The organism is Streptomyces sp. NPDC005962, from assembly GCF_040629205.1.
In the GTDB taxonomy this organism is placed as follows: Bacteria; Actinomycetota; Actinomycetes; order Streptomycetales; family Streptomycetaceae; genus Streptomyces.
The window spans coordinates 24410-44632 of record NZ_JBEXVE010000003.1 but is presented as its reverse complement, the minus strand read 5'-3'; the positions used below and the strand labels follow the sequence as shown (position 1 = coordinate 44632).

The 20223-nt window shown below is 73.7% G+C and carries 1 protein-coding gene; it reads right to left on the bottom strand.

All coding sequences use genetic code 11. The annotated features are described in order from the left end of the window. Window positions 1-23: 23 nt before the first annotated feature. Window positions 24-20213: a type I polyketide synthase gene (locus tag ABZ370_RS06795; protein WP_358617471.1), complete on the bottom strand. Its 20190-nt coding sequence runs from the start codon at window positions 20211-20213 to the stop codon at window positions 24-26. Window positions 20214-20223 lie beyond the last annotated feature (10 nt).

The window sequence follows — 20223 nt, the reverse complement described above, 5'->3', positions numbered from 1 at the left end:
CCGGGAGTGGGTGCCGTTCGCGGTCAGCCGTTGCCGAACCTCTTGTCGATGAAGTCGAAGAGTTCGTCATCGCTGACCTCTTCGAACGCGTCCGTCCCGTCGTCCGCCCCGTCGTCGTCCGCGGTGCGACGCACGTCGTGCCACTTCGCCAGCAGCGTCTGCAGGCGCACCGTGATGTTCGCATGCGCGGCCTCGTCCGCCGCGACCACCGCCAGCTCCTCCGGCGCCAGCGAGGACAGGCTGTTCTCCAGCCGCTCCAGCTCCTCCGTAATGGACATTCCGCCGTCCGCGGCCTCCGGCGCCACCTCGTGGCGCAGCTGCCGCGCGAGCGCCACCGGCGTCGGGTGGTCGTACACCAGCGTCGCCGTCAGCTTCAGCCCGGTGGCCGCGTTCAGCCGGTTCCGCAGTTCCACGGCCGTCAGCGAGTCGAAGCCCAGCTCCTTGAACGCCTGCTCGGCGCCCACCTGCTCCTTCGACGCGTAACCGAGGACGGCGGCCACCTGGCGGCGCACCAGGTCGAGCACGGTCCGCTCCTGCTGGGCCTGCGACTGCCGCGCCAGCTGCTGGGCCAGGGTCTCCGCCCCGGCACCCTCGGTCGCATCGGCGACGGCCGGGCCGCCGCTGTCGGCGGCCCGGCGCACGGGGGTGCGCACCAGGCCGCGGTAGAGCGGCAGCAACTCCCCGGCGGACGCGGCGCCGCGCAGCGCCGCCAGGTCCAGCCGTACGGGCACGAGCACGGCCTCGCCCGGCACCGCGCGGGCCGCGTCGAACAGGGCCAGGCCCTCCTCGGCGGACAGCGGCAGCACACCGCCGCGTGCCGCCCGCGCCAGATCGGCCTCGCCGATCCTGCCGCCCATGCCCCGCTCCTCGGCCCACATGCCCCACACCAGGGACTGCGCGGCCCGGCCGGTGGCGCGGCGGTGTCCGGCGAGCGCGTCGAGGAACACGTTCGCCGCCGCGTAGCCGCCCTGGCCCGGGCCGCCGATCGTCCCGGCCGCGGCCGAGAAGAGCACGAAGGCGGACAGGTCCAGATCGCGGGTCAGCTCGTGCAGGTTGACCGCCGCGTCGATCTTCGGCCGCAGTACGCGGTCGACCCGCTCCGGCGTCAGCATGTCGATGACACCGTCGTCGAGGACGCCCGCGGTGTGCACCACGGCCGTCAGCGGACGGTCGGCCGGAATCCCGGCCAGCAGGGCGGAGAGGGCCTCCCGGTCGGCCGCGTCGCAGGCGACGACGCGGGCCTGTGCGCCCAACTCGCCGAGTTCGGCGGTCAGTTCGGCCATGCCGTCGGCGGCGGGGCCGGTGCGGCTGGTCAGCAGCAGATGGCGAGCGCCGTGCACGGTGGCCAGGTGACGGGCGACCAGCCTGCCCAGACCGCCGGTGGCGCCGGTGATCAGGACGGTGCCCTCGGGGTCGATCCCGGTGTCGGGCTCGGTGTCGGGCTCGGTGGCCGGGGCCTCGACCCGGGCCAGGCGCGGTGCGTACGCCGCCCCCGCGCGCAGCGCGAGTTCGGGCTCGCCCGAGTCCAGCGCCGCCGCGATCGCCGGGTACGACACCTCGCCGTCCACGTCGAGCAGCACGAACTGCCCCGGGTTCTCGGTCTGGGCGGACCGCAGCAGCCCCCACAGGGGCGCGTTCACCAGGTCCGCGACCTCGGTGTCCCCGGCCGCGGCGACCGCGCCCCGGGTGACCAGCACCAGCCGGGCGCTGCCCGGCCGACCTCCGTTCAGCCACTCCTGGACCAGGCCCAGGGCCCGGTGGGTGGCCGCGTGGGCGTCCGCGGCGAGGTCGCCGCCACGGTCGGCCACCAGGGGCACCAGGACCGTGTCCGGCGCCGTCCCGTCCATCACGACCGCCATGTCCAGCGCGGTCAGGTCGTCGTGGACCGTGGCGGTGTGCCCGGCCGCGTCGAGGGCCACGCTCAGCTTGAGTTCGTCGCCGCCGACCACGGCGAAGCTCGCCGAGGCCCCGCCCGAAGCCCCGCCCGAAGCCGCCACCGGGGCCCAGTCGACCCGGAACAGCGTGTCCTGGCGTCCGGTCGTCGCCACCGCTCCGGCGATCCGGGCCGCGTCGAGCGGTGCGACGGTCAGCGCGTCCACCGACGCGACGAGCGCGCCCGCCTCGTCGGCCGCCACCAGCGACACCGTGCCGTCCGCCGCGTCCACCGCCGGGGCCAGCCGCACGCGCAGCGCCTCGGCACCCACCGCGTACAGGCTCAGCCCCCGCCAGGTGGCCGCCACCGCGGCACCGTCCACGTCCACGCCCAGACCCAGCCCCAGCGGCTGGAGCGCGCCGTCCAGCAGGGCCGGATGCAGGGCGAAGCGGGCGGCGTCCGCCTGCTGCGCCTCGCCGACGCGGACTTCCGCGTACAGCTCCTCGCCCCGCCGCCACACGCCGCGCACGCTCTGGAACGCCGGGCCGTGCAGCAGCCCGGCGCGCGCCATGCCCGCGTACAGCGCGGCGGTGTCCACCGGCTCGGCGTCGGCGGGCGGCCATACGGCGAACTCGCCGACGGGGGCCGCCGGAACCCCGGCCGGGGCGAGGACGCCATCGGCGTGCCGCGTCCACGGCCGGTCCTGCTCCGCACCCTCCGGGCGCGAGTACACCGCCAGCGGACGGCGGCCACCGTTGTCCGGCTCGCCGACCGACACCCGCAGCTGCACCCCGCCGCGCTCCGGCAGGATCAGCGGCTCCGCAAGGGCCAGCTCCTCCAGCAGCGCACAGCCCGCCTGGTCCCCGGCGCGCACCGCCAGCTCCACGAACGCGGAGCCGGGCAGCACGGCCGCGTCGGCCACCGTGTGGTCCGCCAGCCAGGAGTGCGACGCGAGCGAGAGCCGCCCGGAGAAGAGGAACGCGTCCGCGTCAGGCAGTTCCACCGCCGCACCCAGCAGCGGGTGACCGGCCGAGCCGAGCCCGGCCGAGGCCACCTCGTCCAGGGTCAGCAGGGCGTCGACCCAGTAGCGGCTGCGCTGGAACGCGTACGTCGGCAGCCCGACCTTGCGCGCGCCCGTCCCGGCGAAGAACGCCTCCCAGTCCGGGGCCGGGCCACGAACGTACAGCCGCGCGAGGGCATGCGTCAGCGCCTCGGCCTCGGGCCGGTCCTTGCGGCAGACGGAGACGAACGCGGCGTCGGCGTCGTCGCCGGTCACGCAGTCCTGGGCCATGGCGGTGAGGACACCGTCCGGGCCCAGCTCGACGAAGGTGGTGACGCCCCGCGCTTCGAGGGTGCGTACGCCGTCGAGGAAGCGGACGGCCTCACGGACGTGGCGCACCCAGAAGTCGGCGGTCGCGATCTCCTCGGCGGAGACGACGTCCCCGGTCAGGTTGGACACGATCGGGATGCGGGGCGTCTCATACGTCAGCCCCTGCGCCACCTCGCGGAACGCGTCCAGCATCCCGTCCATCCGGGGCGAGTGGAACGCGTGGCTGACCGTGAGCCGCTTGGTCTTACGGCCCTGCGCCTCGAAGAACGCCGCGATCTGCACGGCGTCCTCCTCGTCACCCGCGACCACGACCGACGTGGGCCCGTTGAGTGCCGCGATGCTGACGCGCTCGGTCAGCAGCGGCGCCACCTCGTCCTCGGAGGCCTGGACGGCGATCATCGCGCCACCGGCCGGAAGCTCCTGCATCAGACGGCCCCGCGCCGCGACCAGCTTCGCCGCGTCCGCGAGAGACAGCACACCGGCCACATGCGCGGCAGCCAGCTCGCCGATGGAATGGCCAGAGAGGAAGTCCGCCTTCAGCCCCCACGCCTCGACCAGCCGGAACAGCGCCACCTCGATGGCGAACAGCGCGGGCTGGGTGAACGCGGTCTGGTTCAGAACCTCGGCGTCGTCCCCGAAGAGGACGTCGCGCAGCGGCCGTTCCAGATGCGCGTCCAAGTGCGCGCACACCTCGTCGAGGGCGTCCGCGAACACCGGGTAGGTGTCGTACATCTGACGGCCCATGCCGAGCCGCTGGCTGCCCTGCCCCGTGAACAGGAACGCCACCTTGCCACCGGCCACCGAGCCCTCGACCAGGCCCGGCACCTCGGACTCGCCCCGTGCGAGCGCCGCGAGACCGGCCAGCAGCCCGTCCCCGTCGTCCGCTGTGAGTACGGCCCGGTGGTCCATGGCGGTGCGGGTCGTGGCCAGCGAGTAAGCCACATCGGTGTGGGCGACGTCGGTGGGTGCGGCCTCGCCGCCGAGGTGGGCCAGCAGCCGCGCGGCCTGACCTCGTACGGCGGCCGGGGACTTGGCCGACAGCACCCACGGCACCACCGGCAGCTCCGCATCGGAAGCCGGGGCCTGCTCCAGGGCCGGGGCCTGCTCCAGCACGGTGTGCGCGTTCGTACCGCTGATGCCGAACGCCGACACGGCGGCCCGGCGCGGACGGCCGGTCTCCGGCCACTGCCGCGCCTCCGTCAGCAGCTCCAGCTCCCCGGCGGACCAGTCGACGTGCGGCGTCGGCTCGTCCACGTGCAGCGTCTGCGGCAGCACGCCGTGCTGCAACGCCAGCACCATCTTCATCACGCCCGCCACACCGGCCGCGGCCTGCGTGTGGCCGATGTTGGACTTGATGGAGCCGAGCAGCAGGGGCCGATCGGCGTCCCGCTCCTGGCCGTACGTGGCCAGCAGCGCCTGCGCCTCGATCGGGTCGCCCAGCGTCGTACCGGTGCCGTGCGCCTCGACCGCGTCCACCTCGGCGGCGGACAGACCGGCACCGGCCAGCGCCTGCCGGATGACGCGCTGCTGCGACGGCCCGTTCGGCGCCGTCAGGCCATTGCTCGCGCCGTCCTGGTTGATCGCGCTGCCGCGCACGGTCGCCAGCACGGTGTGGCCGTTGCGGCGGGCGTCCGACAGCCGCTCGACGAGCAGCATGCCGACACCCTCGCCCCAGCCGGTGCCATCGGCCCCGGCCGCGAAGGCCTTGATACGACCGTCCGCCGCCAGCCCACGCTGACGGCTGAAGTCCACGAACGAACCCGGCGTCGACATCACCGTCACACCACCGGCCAGCGCGAGAGAGCACTCCCCCGCCCGCAACGCCTGAATCGCCCAGTGCAACGCGACCAACGACGACGAGCACGCGGTGTCGACGGTGACGGCCGGACCCTCAAGACCCAGCGCATACGACACGCGCCCCGACATCACACTGGCCGCGTTACCCGTCCCCAGGAAGCCGTCGCCGCCGTCCTGCGAGTGGAGGACGAGGGACATGTAGTCCTGGCCGTTCGTACCGGCGAACACGCCGACCTGCTGCCCGCGCAGCGTCGTCGGGTCGATGCCCGCCCGCTCGAACGCCTCCCACGAGGTCTCCAGCAGCAGCCGCTGCTGTGGGTCCATCGCCACGGCCTCGCGCGGCGAGATCCCGAAGAACGCCGCGTCGAAGTCCCCGGCGTCCGCCAGGAATCCGCCCTCGCGGACGTAGGTGGTGTACTCGTCGCCGGGCTCCGGGTCGTACAGCGACTCGACGTCCCAGCCACGGTCGGCCGGGAAGTCCGTCACCGCGTCCTGGCCGGAGACCAGCAGCCGCCACAGCTCCTCGGGCGAGTCCACCCCGCCCGGGAAGCGGCAGCTCATGCCCACGATCGCGATCGGATCGTCGTCGACCACGACGCCCACGGACGGGGACGTGGTGGCGGCGTCGGCCGCGCTCTCGTCGCCCAGGAACTCCGTACGGAGGTGGCCGGCGAGCGCCGAGGACGTCGGGTAGTCGTAGACCAGGGTGGGCGGCAGCCGCAGCCCGGTCACGGTGTTCAGCCGGTTGCGCAGCTCGACGGCGGTCAGCGAGTCGAAGCCCAGCTCGCTGAACGCCCGGCCCGCCTCCACCGCCTCCGCGTCGGCGTGGCCGAGTACGTCCGCCACGGCGGAGCGCACCAGGTCCAGCAGGACACGTTCGCGCTCGGCCGCCGGAACGTCCGCGAGCCGCCGCGCGAGCGAGGACTCGCCGCCACCGGTGGTACCGGCCGTCTGCGCGGCCAAGGCCTCCAGCGCCGTACGCGCCTCGGGCAGCTCCCGCAGCAGCGGGCTCGGCCGGGACGCGGCGAAGCCGGGGGCCAGCCGCTCCCAGTCGATGTCCGCGACCGTCACCGCGGCCTCGTCCAGGTCCAGGGCGCGCTGCAGCGCGGTGATGGCCAGCTCGGCCGCCATCGGCGGCACACCGGCGCGGCGCATGTGCTGCTCCAGCGCGTCGTCCGCGGCCATGCCGCCCTCGGCCCACGGGCCCCAGGCGACGGAAGTGGCGGGCAGGCCCTCGGCCCGGCGCCGTTCGGCGAGCGCGTCCAGGAAGGCGTTCGCGGCGGCGTAGTTGGCCTGACCGGCGGCGCCCAGGGAACCGGCGAACGAGGAGAAGAGGACGAAGGCCGTGAGGTCCAGGTCCCGTGTCACCTCGTGCAGGTTGGCGGCGGCTTCGGCCTTCGCGCGCAGCACGGTGGCGAAGCGCTCGGGGGTCAGCGACTCCAGGACACCGTCGTCCAGCACCCCGGCCGCGTGCACGACCGCCGTCAGCGGCAGTTCGGCCGGAAGCCCGGACACCAGCGCGGCCAGCGCCTCGGGGTCGGCGGCGTCGCAGGCGGCGACGGTGACCCGGGCGCCCGAGGCGGTGAGTTCGTCCCGCAGCTCGGCCGCGCCGGGCGCGTCGAGGCCCCGGCGGCTGGTGAGCACCACGTGCTCGGCGCCCTTGTCGATCAGCCAGCGGGCCACATGCGCACCCAGTGCGCCCGTCCCGCCGGTCACCAGTACCGAACCCGCACCCGGCCGCCAGTCACGGCCGTGCGCGTCCCCGGTGGCCCGGGTCAGCCGACGGCCGAAGACACCGGAGGCGCGTACCGCCACCTGGTCCTCGCCCTCGGCGCCGGTCAGCACCCCGGCCAGTCGGGACAGCGCCCGGTCGTCCACCGTCTCCGGCAGGTCGACCAGACCGCCCCACCGCTCGGCCAGTTCCAGGGCGGCCACCCGGCCCAGGCCCCAGACCCGTGCCTGCCACGGGTCCACCGGACCGTCGGACCGGCCGGTGGATACCGCGCCACGCGTGGCGACCCACAGCGGCGCGGCCACGCCCAGATCGCCCAGCGCCTGCGTCAACGCGGCCGTACGGAGCAGTCCTTCGGCGCCCTCGGCGACGGACGGCAGCGCGAACACGCCCGCCACCGGGCCCTCCGCGACCGCCTCGCGCAGCCCCTCGGCCATGCCCGCACGGTCCTCGGCGACCAGCTCGACCGGCTGGGCCTCGGCGCCACGTGCGGACAGTGTCCGTACGACCCCCTCGGCCCAGACGTCGCCCGTCCCGTCGGCGGACGCGACGACCAGCCACCGGCCGCTCAGCGTCCCCGCGCCCCGGGTCGGCGTCACCGGCTTCCACGTCACCCGGTAGCGCCAGGCGTCAACGGTGGACCGCTCGCTCTGCCGACGCCGCCACGACGACAGCATGGGCAGGACGGCGCTCAGCGAGGACAGCTCGTCCGCGTCCTCGGACCGGAGCGTCCCGGCGAGCGCGGTCAGATCCTCGCGCTCCACGGCCTCCCAGAACCGGGCGTCCACAGAATCCATGGCCGCCACCGCCTCGCGGACCTCTTCCGGGTCCTCCACCCAGAAGCGCTGCCGCTGGAAGGCGTACGTCGGCAGGTCGACCCGCGCGGCGCCGGTACCGGCGAAGAAGGCCCGCCAGTCCAGGGCGACGCCCCAGGTGTGCAGCGCGGCCAGCGCACCGGTCAGCGACTCCGGCTCGGCGCGGCCCTTGCGCAGCGCGGTCACGAACGCCCCATCATCACCGGTGGCGCACTCCTGTGCCATGGCGGTGAGCACACCGTCCGGGCCCAGCTCGACATACGTGGTGACGCCCTGCGCTTCGAGCGTCCGCACACCGTCGAGGAAGCGGACCGCCTCGCGGACGTGGCGCACCCAGAAGTCGGGGGACGTGATCTCCTCGGCGGAGACGACGGCACCGGTCAGGTTCGACACGATCGGAATGCGCGGAGCCTCGTACGACAGCCCCTGCGCCACCTCACGGAACGCGTCCAGCATCCCGTCCATGCGCGGGGAGTGGAAGGCGTGGCTGACGGTCAGCCGCTTGGTCTTACGACCCCGCTCCTCGAAACCAGCCGCGATCTCCAGAACCGCGTCCTCGTCACCCGCGATGACCACGGAGGTGGGCCCGTTGAGGGCGGCGATCGAGACACGCTCGGTGAGCAGCGGCGCCACCTCGTCCTCCGAGCCCTGGATGGCAACCATCGCGCCACCGGCCGGAAGCTCCTGCATCAACCGCCCACGCGCCGCCACCAGCTCAGCGGCGTCCGCCAGCGAGAGCACACCCGCCACATGCGCGGCGGCCAGCTCACCGATGGAGTGCCCGGACAGGAAGTCCGGCCGCACACCCCACGCCTCGACGAGGCGGAACAGCGCCACCTCGACCGCGAACAGCGCGGGCTGAGTGAACGCCGTCTGGTCCAGAGCCTCGGCATCCTCCCCGAACAGCACCGTCTTCAACGGCTGTTCGAGGTGCCGGTCCAGCTCGTCGCATACGGCGTCCAGCGCCTCCGCGAACACCGGATACGCGCCGTACAGCTCACGGCCCATCCCGAGCCGCTGGCTGCCCTGGCCCGTGAACAGGAACGCCACCTTGCCACCGTCGGCAACCGCCCCCGCGGCGGACTCGCCGCGCGCCAGCGCCTCCAGGGCTGTGACGAGCCCGGCGCGGTCCACGCCGACCACCGCCGCGCGGTGGTCCAGGGCCGCCCTGCCAGTCGCCAGCGCGTAGCCGATGTCCGTGGCATCCAGGTCGGGGTGGGTGCCGAGGTGGGCCAGGAGCCGTTCGGCCTGGCCGCGCAGTGCGGCCTCGGACTTGCCCGAGAGCACCCACGGCACCGTCGGCAGCTCCACGTCGGAAGCCGGGGCCGGAACCGGGGCCGGGGGCTGCTCCAGGATGGTGTGCGCGTTCGTACCGCTCACGCCGAACGACGACACGGCCGCCCGGCGCGGTCGGCCGAGTTCCGGCCACGGCCGGGCGTCGGCCAGCAGCTCGACGTCGCCCGACGCCCAGTCCACGTGCGGGGTGGGCTCGTCCATGTGCAGCGTCCGGGGCAGCACACCGTGGCGCATCGCCATGATCATCTTGATGACGCCCGCGACACCGGCGGCGGCCTGCGTGTGGCCGATGTTCGACTTGAGGGAGCCCAGCCACAGCGGCTGCCCCTCCGGCCGCTCACGGCCGTACGTGGCGAGCAGCGCCTGCGCCTCGATCGGGTCGCCCAGCGTCGTACCCGTACCGTGCGCCTCGACCACGTCGACGTCGGCGGTGGTGAGCCGGGCGCTGGTGAGCGCTTCGCGAATGACGCGCTGCTGGGACGGGCCGTTCGGCGCCGTCAGGCCGTTCGACGCACCGTCCTGGTTGATCGCGCTGCCGCGCACCACGGCCAGCACCCGGTGGCCGTTGCGACGTGCGTCCGACAGCCGCTCCACGAGCAGCATGCCCGCGCCCTCGGCCCAGCCCGTACCGTCTGCCGAGGCCGCGAAGGACTTGCAGCGGCCGCTGGTCGACAGACCGCCCTGGCGGCTGAAGTCGATGAAGGTCTCCGGGGTGGCCATGACGGTGACGCCACCGGCCAGCGCCATCGTGCACTCGCCGTTGCGCAGCGCCTGCGCGGCCAGGTGCAGCGCCACCAGCGACGACGAGCAGGCAGTGTCGATGGTGACCGCCGGGCCTTCGAGCCCGAAGGTGTAGGCGACCCGGCCGGAGGCGACACTGCCCGCGGAGCCGGTGCCCAGATAGCCTTCGAGCCCGTCGGGGACAGCGTTCAGGCGGGACAGATAGTCGTGGTACATGACTCCGGCGAAGACACCGGTCTTGCTGCCGCGCGCCGCCGCCGGGTCGATCCCGGCCCGCTCGAACGCCTCCCACGACGTCTCCAGCAGCAGCCGCTGCTGCGGGTCCATCGCGAGGGCCTCACGCGGCGAGATCCCGAAGAAGTCCGGGTCGAACTCGGCCGCGTCGTGGAGAAAGCCGCCCTGGCCCGTGGCGCTGGTGCGCGCGTTGCCGGGATCGTCGCTCCGCAGCCCGTCCAGGTCCCAGCCACGGTCGGCCGGGAAGTCGGAGATGGCGTCCACGGACCCCATGACGAGCTGCCACAACTCCTCGGGCGTGCTGACCCCGCCCGGGTAGCGGCAGCTCATCCCGACGATGGCGATCGCGTCGTCGTCGGTGACGGCGGCGGTCGGCACAGGGGCCGCCGTGCCCTCGTCCGTCTGATCGCCCACCAGCTCGGTCCGCAGATGGCGGGCCAGGACCCGCGGGTCCGGGTAGTCGAAGACCAGGGTGGCGGGCAGCCGCAGTCCGGTCACCGAGTTGAGGTGGTTGCGCAGTTCGACCGCTGTCAGCGAGTCGAAGCCCAGCTCCTTGAACGCCCGCGCCGATCCGATGGTCTCCGCGCCCGCGTACCCGAGCACGGTCGCCACCTGGTCACGGACCAGGTCCAGCAGCAGCCGCTCCTGTTCCGGCTCCGACAGCCCCGAGAGCCGCCGCGTCAGGTCCGACTCGACCGCCCCGGCGACGGCGTCCACCGCACGCCGCGCCGGTACCCGCACCAGACCGCGCAGCAGCGGCGAGACGGCACCGGCCGCGGCCTGCGTGCGCAGGCCCGGGAGATCCACGCGCATCGGCACCAGGGACGCTTCGCCCATGGACAGCGCGGTGTCGAACAGCGCCAGGCCCTCCGCCACGGGCAGCGGGGGAAGTCCGGCCCGCCGCATACGGGCGATGTCGGCCTCGTCGAGCGTGTCGCCCATGCCGTCACCGGCCCAGAGGCCCCACGCCAGGGAGGTGGCGGGCAGGCCACGCGCCGCACGGTGCTGCGCCAGCGCGTCCAGGAAGGCGTTGGCGGCGGCGTAGTTGCCCTGCCCCGGGCTGCCGAACACCCCGGCCACCGACGAGAACAGCACGAACGCCGTCAGGTCCAGGTCCTGGGTCAGCTCATGCAGATTCCAGGCCGCGTCCACCTTCGGACGCAGGACCGCCGCCAGCCGCTCCGGCGTCAACGAGCCGATCACACCGTCGTCCAGCACACCGGCGGTGTGCACCACGCCGGTCAGCGGATGCCCGGCGGCGAGGGTCGCGGCCAGCGCGTCCCGGTCCGCCACATCGCACGCCGCCCAGCGCACCTGAGCGCCCAACTCGACCAGCTCGGCGCCCAGTTCGGCGGCGCCGGGCGCCGCCTCGCCACGACGGCTGACCAGCAGCAGCTGCCGTACGCCGTGCTCGGCCACCAGCCGCCGGGCGACCAGGCCGCCCAGCGAGCCGCTGGCACCGGTGACCAGCACCGTGCCGTCCGGATTCCCTTCCGGGGCGCGGCTGTCGGCCCCGGACGCGGCGCGGGCGAACCGGGGAATCCTGAGGGCACCCTGCCGTACGGCGATGTCGGGCTCGCCGCTCTCCAGCGCCGCGGGCAGCGCGTCGAGCCAGCCCTGACCGCCGTCGACATCGATACGGCCGTCGACGTCGATGAGGACGAAGCGGTCCGGGTTCTCGGACTGCGCCGTACGCAACAGGCCCCGCACCGCGGCGCCCGCCAGATCCGCCACCGGCTCACCGGCCTCGGTGGCCAGCGCCCCCGAAGTCAGCACCGCCAGCCGCGCGTCCGCGAGCCGCTCGTCGTCCAGCCATGCCCGCACCAGCGCCAGCGCCTCGGCGGCGGCCCGGTGCGTGGCGCCTGCCACGTCCTCGCCGCCCCGCGCGGACGGTGCCACCAGCACGACCCGTGGTACGGCCGCACCGGCCTCGATCGCCGCGGTCAGCTCCGCGAGGTCGGCGTACGACGCGACGTCGGAGCCCACGCCCGCCACGTCACGCGCGAGGTCGTCGGTGCCCAGCACCGCCCACCGACCGCCGCCATCCGTACCGGCCACACCCGCGAGTTCGGTCCACTCCACGCGGAACAGCGACTCGTGATACTCGGTACGCGCACTCCGCAGCTGCTCGGCCGAAACCGGACGCAGCCGCAGCGCCTCCACCGCGGCGACCGGCACCCCGGCCGTGTCCGCGATCTCCAGCCGCACCCCGTCGCCGCCCGCGGGCGCCAACCGCACCCGCAGCGCCGAGGCACCGCTCGCGTACAGCGACACCCCGCTCCACGCGAACGGCAGCCGCCCCTCGCCATCTGTGTTGCCCAGCCCTTCAAGCCCCACGGCGTGCAGAGCCGAATCCAGCAGCGCCGGATGCAGACCGAACCGGCCCGCCTCCTCCGCGGCGTCCTCGGGCAGCGTCACCTCGGCGAAGATCTCACCGTCACGCTGCCACGCCCTGCGCAGCCCCTGGAACACCGGCCCATACGCGAAACCAATGTCCCGCAGGCCTTCGTAGCGGCCGCCGAGGTCGATCTCGGTGGCATCCGCCGGAGGCCACACACCCAGCTCGAAGGACGCCTCCGGCCGGCCACCGGGCGCCAGCACACCACTGGCATGCCGGGTCCACGGCTCCTCGACCGGCAGACCCTCCTGACGGGAGTGCAGCGACAACGACCGCCGACCCGCATCGTCGGCGGCGCCGACGGCAAGCCGCAGCTGCACACCGCTCTGCTCGGGCAAGGCCAACGGCACTTCCAGCGTCAGCTCTTCCAGATAGTCGCACCCCACCTGGTCACCCGCCCGGACCGCCAGCTCCACCAGCGCCGTGCCCGGCAGCAGAACCGTGTCCAGGATGGTGTGCTCGGCCAACCACGGATGCGTGGACAGCGCCAGACGGCCGGTGAACAGCGTCCCGTCCGAGTCCGGCAGTTCGGCGGTCGCCGCCAGGAGCGGATGCCCCGCCTCGCCCAGGCCCACCGCGGCCACATCACCGAAGAACAGCGACGACACCCGCGGCCAGTAGCGCTGCCGCTGGAACGCGTACGTCGGCAGCTCGACCCTCGTCACGCCCCTACCGGCGTAGAAGGCGGTCCAGTCCACCGTCACGCCGCGCACATGCGCCCGCGCGAGGGCGTTCGTCAGCGCCTCGGCCTCGGGACGGTCCTTGCGCAGGGCGGACGCGAAGGCGGCGTCCTCGCCGGTCACGCACTCCTGCGCCATCGCGGTGAGCACACCATCGGGGCCCAGCTCGACGAAGGTGGTGACACCCTGCGCTTCGAGCGTCCGCACACCGTCGAGGAAACGCACGGCCTCCCGGACGTGGCGCACCCAGAAGTCGGGCGACGTGATCTCCTCGGCGGACACCACGGCACCGGTCAGATTCGACACGATCGGAATACGCGGAGCCTCGTACGACAGCCCCTCCGCCACCTCACGGAACGCCTCCAGCATCCCGTCCATACGCGGCGAATGGAACGCGTGGCTCACCGTAAGCCGCTTGGTCTTACGACCCTGCGCCTCGAAACCAGCCACGATCGCCAGAACCGCATCCTCGTCACCCGCGATGACCACAGAGGTGGGCCCGTTGAGGGCGGCGATGCTGACGCGGTCGGTGAGCAGCGGCGCCACCTCGTCCTCCGACGCCTGCACCGCGACCATCGCGCCACCCGCCGGAAGCTCCTGCATCAGACGGCCACGCGCCGCCACCAGCTTCGCCGCATCCGCGAGCGACAGCACACCCGCCACATGCGCGGCAGCCAACTCACCAATGGAGTGGCCGGACAGGAAGTCGGGCCGCAGCCCCCACGCCTCCACCAGCCGGAACAGCGCCACCTCAATGGCGAACAACGCGGGCTGGGTGAAGCCCGTCCGGTCCAGCACCGAGGCGTCATCCCCGAACAGGACGTCACGCAGCGGCCGGTCCAGATGCGCGTCCAGCTCCGCACACACCTCGTCCAGCGCATCCGCGAACACCGGATACGTCTCATACAGCTCGCGGCCCATGCCGAGCCGCTGGCTCCCCTGTCCCGTGAACAGGAACGCCACCCGGCCGCCGGTCACCGACCCCCGGACCAGCCCGGCGGCGGAGCGGCCCTCCGCGAGCGCCTCCAGACCGGCCAACAGCCCGTCGCGGTCCTCCGCGACCAACGCCGCCCGCTCGTCGAGCGCCGACCGGCCGACAGCCAGGGAGAAGGCGAGGTCCACCAGCCGGACCCCGTCCTCCCCCACGAGGTGCTCGCGCAGCCGCCCGGCCTGCGCCCGCAGCCCCTCCTCCGTCTTGCCCGAGAGGACGAGCGGCAGCACACCGTCCGCCTCCCCCGCGACAGCCCCGGCCGACTCCACCTCGGCCACCGGCGCCTGCTCCAGCACCGCGTGCGCGTTGGTTCCGCTGAAGCCGAACGAGGAGACGCCCGCACGACGCGGCTGACCGGTCTCCGGCCACGGCCGGGTGTCGGCCAGCAACTCGATGTCGCCCGCCGACCAGTCCACATGCGGCGACGGCTCATCCACGTGCAAGGTCCGCGGCAGCACACCGTGCCGCATCGCCAGCACGACCTTCATCACACCTGCGACACCCGCGGCCGCCTGCGTATGGCCGAGGTTCGACTTCACCGACCCCAGCCACAGCGGCCGGTCGTCGGGGCGGTCCTGGCCGTAGGTGGCCAGCAGCGCCTGCGCCTCGATCGGGTCGCCCAGCGCCGTACCCGTACCGTGCGCCTCCACCACGTCCACTTCGGTGGCCGACAGACCCCCGTTGGCCAGCGCCTGCCGGATCACCCGCTGCTGCGACGGGCCGTTGGGCGCCGTCAGACCATTCGACGCACCGTCCTGGTTCACCGCCGTACCGCGCACCACCGCGAGCACCGGGTGGCCGTTGCGGCGCGCGTCCGACAGCCGCTCCACCAGCAGCATGCCGACGCCCTCACCCCACCCCGTGCCATCGGCGGCCGCCGCGAACGCCTTGACCCGGCCGTCCTGCGCGAGTCCGCGCTGACGGCTGAACTCGATGAACGCGCCGGGGGTGGACATCACGGTCACACCACCGGCCAGCGCCATGGAGCACTCACCGGCCCGCAGCGCCTGGACCGCCGTGTGCAGGGCGACCAACGAGGAGGAGCAGGCGGTGTCGATGGTGAGGGCCGGGCCCTCCAGGCCGAAGGTGTACGCCAGTCGGCCCGATATCACGCTGGCCGCGTTGCCCGTGCCCACATGGCCGTCGATGCCGTCCTGCTCACCGCTCAACAGCACCGACAGATAGTCCTGGCCATTGGTGCCGACGAAGACACCGGCCGCCGAACCACGCAGCGTCGCCGGGTCGATCCCGGCCCGCTCGAACGCCTCCCACGAGGTCTCCAGCAGCAGCCGCTGCTGCGGGTCCATCGCGAGGGCCTCACGCGGCGAGATCCCGAAGAAGGTCGGGTCGAACTCCGCCGCGGCGTCGAGGAAACCGCCGTCACGGGCGTACGAGGTGCCCGGCTGATCCGGGTCCGGGTCGTACAGCGCCTCCAGGTCCCAGCCCCGGTCCGTGGGCATACCCGAAACCGCGTCCGTACCGGACATGAGCAGCTGCCACAGCTCCTCGGGCGTCTCCACACCACCCGGGAACCGGCAGCTCATCGCCACGATCGCGATCGGCTCGTCGTCGGCCTCCACGGCCCCGGCCACCGCCGGGCCGTCGGCACCGGCCACCTGCCCGCCGAGAAGCTCGGTGAACAGATGGTCGGCGAGGGCGATCGGGGTCGGGTAGTCGTAGATGAGCGTGGCAGGAAGCCGCAGCTCGGTGGCGGTGTTCAGACCGTTGCGCAGCTCCACGGCGGTGAGCGAGTCGAAACCGAGATCCCGGAACGCCCGCTCGCCACCGACCTCCGCCACATCGGCGTGGCCCAGCACGCCCGCGACACGCGTACGCACCAGATCCAGCAGCGCACGCTTCCGCTCCGCTTCGGGCAGTCCGAGCAGCCGCCCGGCCAGCGCGGAAGCCGACTCGGCACCGCCCTCGCCACGCGCGCCGGAATCCCGTTCGCCGACGTCCCGGACCGGCGCCAGCTCGGTCAGCAGCGGACTCGGCCGAACAGCGGTGAACGTCGACAGGAAGAGTTCCCAATCGACATCCGCCACCGTGACGACGGCCTCCGGGCGGGACAGCGCCCGCTGGAGCGCGACCAGATTCAGATCCGGCGCCATCACCCGCAGGCCACGGCGGCGCAGCTGTTCCTCGGCGTCGCCCTCTGCGGCCATACCGCCGTCCGCCCACGGCCCCCAGGCCACGGCGGTCGCGGGCAGGCCACGGGCCCGGCGCCGCTCGGCCAGCGCGTCCAGGAACGCGTTGCCCGCGGAGTACGCGCCCTGGCCGCCGCTGCCCCAGATACCGGCGATGGAGGAGAAGAGGATGAAGGCGTCGAGGGGGTCGGACGACTCGTCGAAGATGCTGTCGAGGTGGATCGCCCCGGCCGTCTTCGCCTCCATGATGCGGGCGAACTCGGACCAGTCCCCGTCGGTGCCGGGCTCCTGGGAGACACCGGCCGCGTGCACCACCGCCCGCACCGGCGCACCGTCCGCCGCAAGCCTGTCCACCAGCGCCTCAAGCGCCTCGCGGTCGGCCACATCGCACGCCTCGACGGACACGACGGTACCGGTCCCGGACAGCTCGGCCACGAGCTCGGCCGCGCCCGGGGCGTCCGGGCCACGGCGGCTGAGCAACACCAGCCGCTCGGCGCCATCGCGGGCCAGCCAACGGGCCACATGCTGCCCCAACGCGCCCGTGCCGCCGGTCACCAGCACCGTGCCACGCGGCGTCCACGGCTCGGTGGAGGCGGCGGCCGCGTCGCGCGGAGCCCGCACGGCACGCCGTACGAAGACCCCGGCGGCGCGGATCGCCACCTGATCCTCGCCGCTCACTCCGGTGAGCACACCCGCGAGCCGGTCCAGCGCACGCCCGTCCAGCGACTCCGGCAGATCGACCAGACCGCCCCACCGCTCGGGCCAGCCCAGCCCCACGGCCCGGCCCATGCCCCAGAGCTGCGCCTGTGTCACGCTGTCGAGCCGGTCCGCGCCACCGATCGAGACCGCGCCCCGGGTCACACACCACACCCGTGCTGAGGCATAGCCGTCCTGCTGGTCCAGCGCTTCGACCAGCGCACCGGTCAACGCGAGACCGACCGGCACCGCCGGATGCTCCGGATGCGGGCGCTCGTCCAGCCCCAGCAACGACAGGACCCCGGCCACCGGACCATCGGCCGCCGCCGACGCGAGCCGCCCGGCGAGCGCTTCCACATCGGCATCGGCCACGTCCAGCTCGGCCCGCACCACCCGCACGCCACGCCGCACCAGATCATCGGCCACCGCGGCGACCCAGGGATCGTCCCCACGGCCCGCCGGAACCGCCAGCAACCAGGTGCCCGTCGGAGCGGCCGTCTCCGACGCACCACCCCGCACACGGGACTGGGGCCTCCAGACGACGTGGTAGAGACGGCCGTCGACCGTGGTCAGCTCCCGCTGTTCACGGCGCCACGACGACAGGGCGGGCAGCACCGCGCTCAGCGGCTGGTCGCCCTCGACCCGCAGTTCGCCTGCGAGCGCTTCCCAGTCCCCGCGCTCCACCGCCTCCCAGAAGCGTCCTTCGACCACGTTGACGGCCGGGGCTCCCGACGCCGCCGCCTCGGGAGGCGCCTCGAGCCAGTACCGGCGGTGCTGGAACGCGTACGTCGGCAGCTCGACCCGGTCGGCGCCCGTGCCCGCGTAGAACGCGGACCAGTCCACCGTCACCCCGCGCACATGCGCCCGCGCGAGGGCGTTCGTCAGCGACTCGGCCTCGGAACGGCCCTTGCGCAGCACCGGCACGAAGCAGGTCGCCGCCCCCGGGACACACTCCTCCCCCAGGGCGCTGAGCACACCGTCCGGGCCCAGCTCGACGAACGTGGTCACGTTCTGGGCTTCGAGCGCACGGACACCGTCCAGGAAGCGGACGGCCTCACGGACATGGCGCACCCAGAAGTCCGGGCTGGTGATCTCCTCGGCGGACACCACGGCACCGGTCAGATTCGACACGATCGGAATGCGCGGAGCCTCGTACGACAGCCCCTGCGCCACCTCGCGGAACGCGTCCAACATGCCGTCCATACGCGGCGAGTGGAAGGCGTGGCTGACGGTCAGCCGCTTGGTCTTCCGACCCCGCTCCTCGAAACCGGAAGCGATCTCCAGAACCGCGTCCTCGTCACCCGCGATGACCACCGACGACGGCCCGTTGAGCGCGGCAATCGACACCCGCTCGTTCAGCAGCGGCGCCACCTCGTCCTCCGACGCCTGCACCGCGACCATCGCGCCACCGGCCGGAAGCTCCTGCATCAGACGCCCACGCGCCGCCACCAACTCAGCAGCGTCCGCAAGCGACAACACCCCCGCCACATGCGCGGCAGCCAACTCACCGATCGAGTGCCCGGACAGGAAGTCCGGCTTCACACCCCACGCCTCGACCAGCCGGAACAGCGCCACCTCGACGGCGAACAGCGCGGGCTGGGTGAAGCCGGTCCGGTCGAGCACCGAGGCGTCGTCCCCGAACAGGACGCCCTTCAAAGGCCGTTCCAGATGCGCGTCCAGCGCGTCGCACACCGCGTCCAGCGCCTCCGCGAACACCGGATACGCCTCGTACAGCTCACGGCCCATCCCCAGCCGCTGGCTCCCCTGCCCCGTGAACAGGAACGCCACCTTCCCCGGCACCGGCGAGCCCTGCACCAGCCCCGGGGCGTCCTCCGCGCCCGCCAGGGCGTCGAGTGCGGCCCGGAAGCCGTCGCGGTCGGCCGCCACGACCACCGCGCGCTGCTCGAAGGCCGAGCGGGTGGTGGCGAGCGAGTGGCCGAGGTCGAGCGGGCGCAGGTCGGGGTGGGCCCGCACATGCGCGGCCAGGCGCCCGGCCTGGGCGCGCAGGGCGGCGGCGCCGCGTCCGGACAGGACCCACGGCAGCACGGCGGGTGCCACGGTGGGCGTCGCGGTGGCCGTGGCCGGTTCGGTCTCCGGCGCCTGCTCGATGATGGTGTGGACGTTCGTCCCGCTGACGCCGAACGACGAGACGCCCGCGCGGCGCGGGCGGCCGTCCGTCTCCGGCCACTCCCGCGCCTCCGTGAGCAGCGACACCTCGCCCGCCGACCAGTCGACGTGCGGGGTGGGCTCGTCCACGTGCAGCGTCTGCGGCAGCACACCGTGCCGCATCGCCATGACCATCTTGATGACGCCGCCGATTCCGGCGACGTTCTGGGTGTGGCCGATGTTCGACTTCAGCGAGCCGAGCCACAGCGGCTGCCCATCCGGCCGGTCCTGGCCGTAGGTGGCGAGCAGCGCCTGCGCCTCGATGGGGTCGCCCAGCGTCGTCCCCGTGCCGTGTGCTTCCACGGCGTCCACGTCGGCGGCGGTCAGGCGGGCGTTCTCCAGGGCCTGGCGGATGACGCGCCGCTGCGACGGCCCGTTGGGCGCCGTCAGACCATTCGACGCACCGTCCTGGTTGACGGCCGAGCCGCGCACCACCGCCAGCACCGGGTGGCCGTTGCGCCGCGCGTCCGACAGCCGCTCCACCAGCAGCACACCGACACCCTCGGACCAGCCGGTGCCGTCCGCCGACGCCGCGAAGGACTTGCACCGGCCGTCGGCGGACAGCCCGCGCTGACGGCTGAACTCCACGAACACATCCGGGGAGGACAGCACGGTCACGCCCGCCGCCAGGGCGAGCGAACATTCGCTCTGCCGCAGCGCCTGGACCGCCAGATGCAGCGCGACCGAGGAGGACGAGCAGGCGGTGTCGACGGTGGCCGCCGGGCCCTCCAGACCCAGGGTGTACGAGAGCCGCCCGGACGCGACGCTGGCGGCGGTACCGGTCAGCAGATGACCCTCGACGCCCTCCGGCAGGTCGTACCCGCCCGCCCCGTAGGCCTGCGTGGAGGCGCCGACGAACACACCGGTGCGCGAGCCCCGCATCGTCGCCGGGTCGATCCCGGCCCGCTCGAACGCCTCCCACGACGTCTCCAGCAGCAGCCGCTGCTGCGGGTCCATCGCGAGGGCCTCACGCGGCGAGATCCCGAAGAACCCGGGGTCGAACTGGTCCGCGTCGTACAGGAAGCCGCCACCGCGGGCGTAGAAGGTGCCCGCGCGCTCCGGGTCCGGGTCGTACAGCGCCTCCATGTCCCAGCCACGGTCGGCCGGGAAGCCCGAGATGGCGTCCTGGCCGCCCGCGACGAGCTGCCACAGCTCCTCGGGGCTGCCGACGTCGCCGGGGAACCGGCAGCTCATGCCGACGATCGCGATCGGTTCCCGGGACGCGTCGGTGAGCTGCTGGTTCTGCCGACGCAGCCGCTCGGTTTCCTTCAGCGAGGCCCGCAGCGCGTCAACGAGTTTTTCGTTGGGGGTTGTCATCGTGATACTC

Excerpts from the sequence above, each read along its gene's own strand:
- ABZ370_RS06795 (WP_358617471.1), bottom strand. The coding sequence starts at position 20,213 with ATGACAACCCCCAACGAAAAACTCGTTGACGCGCTGCGGGCCTCGCTG.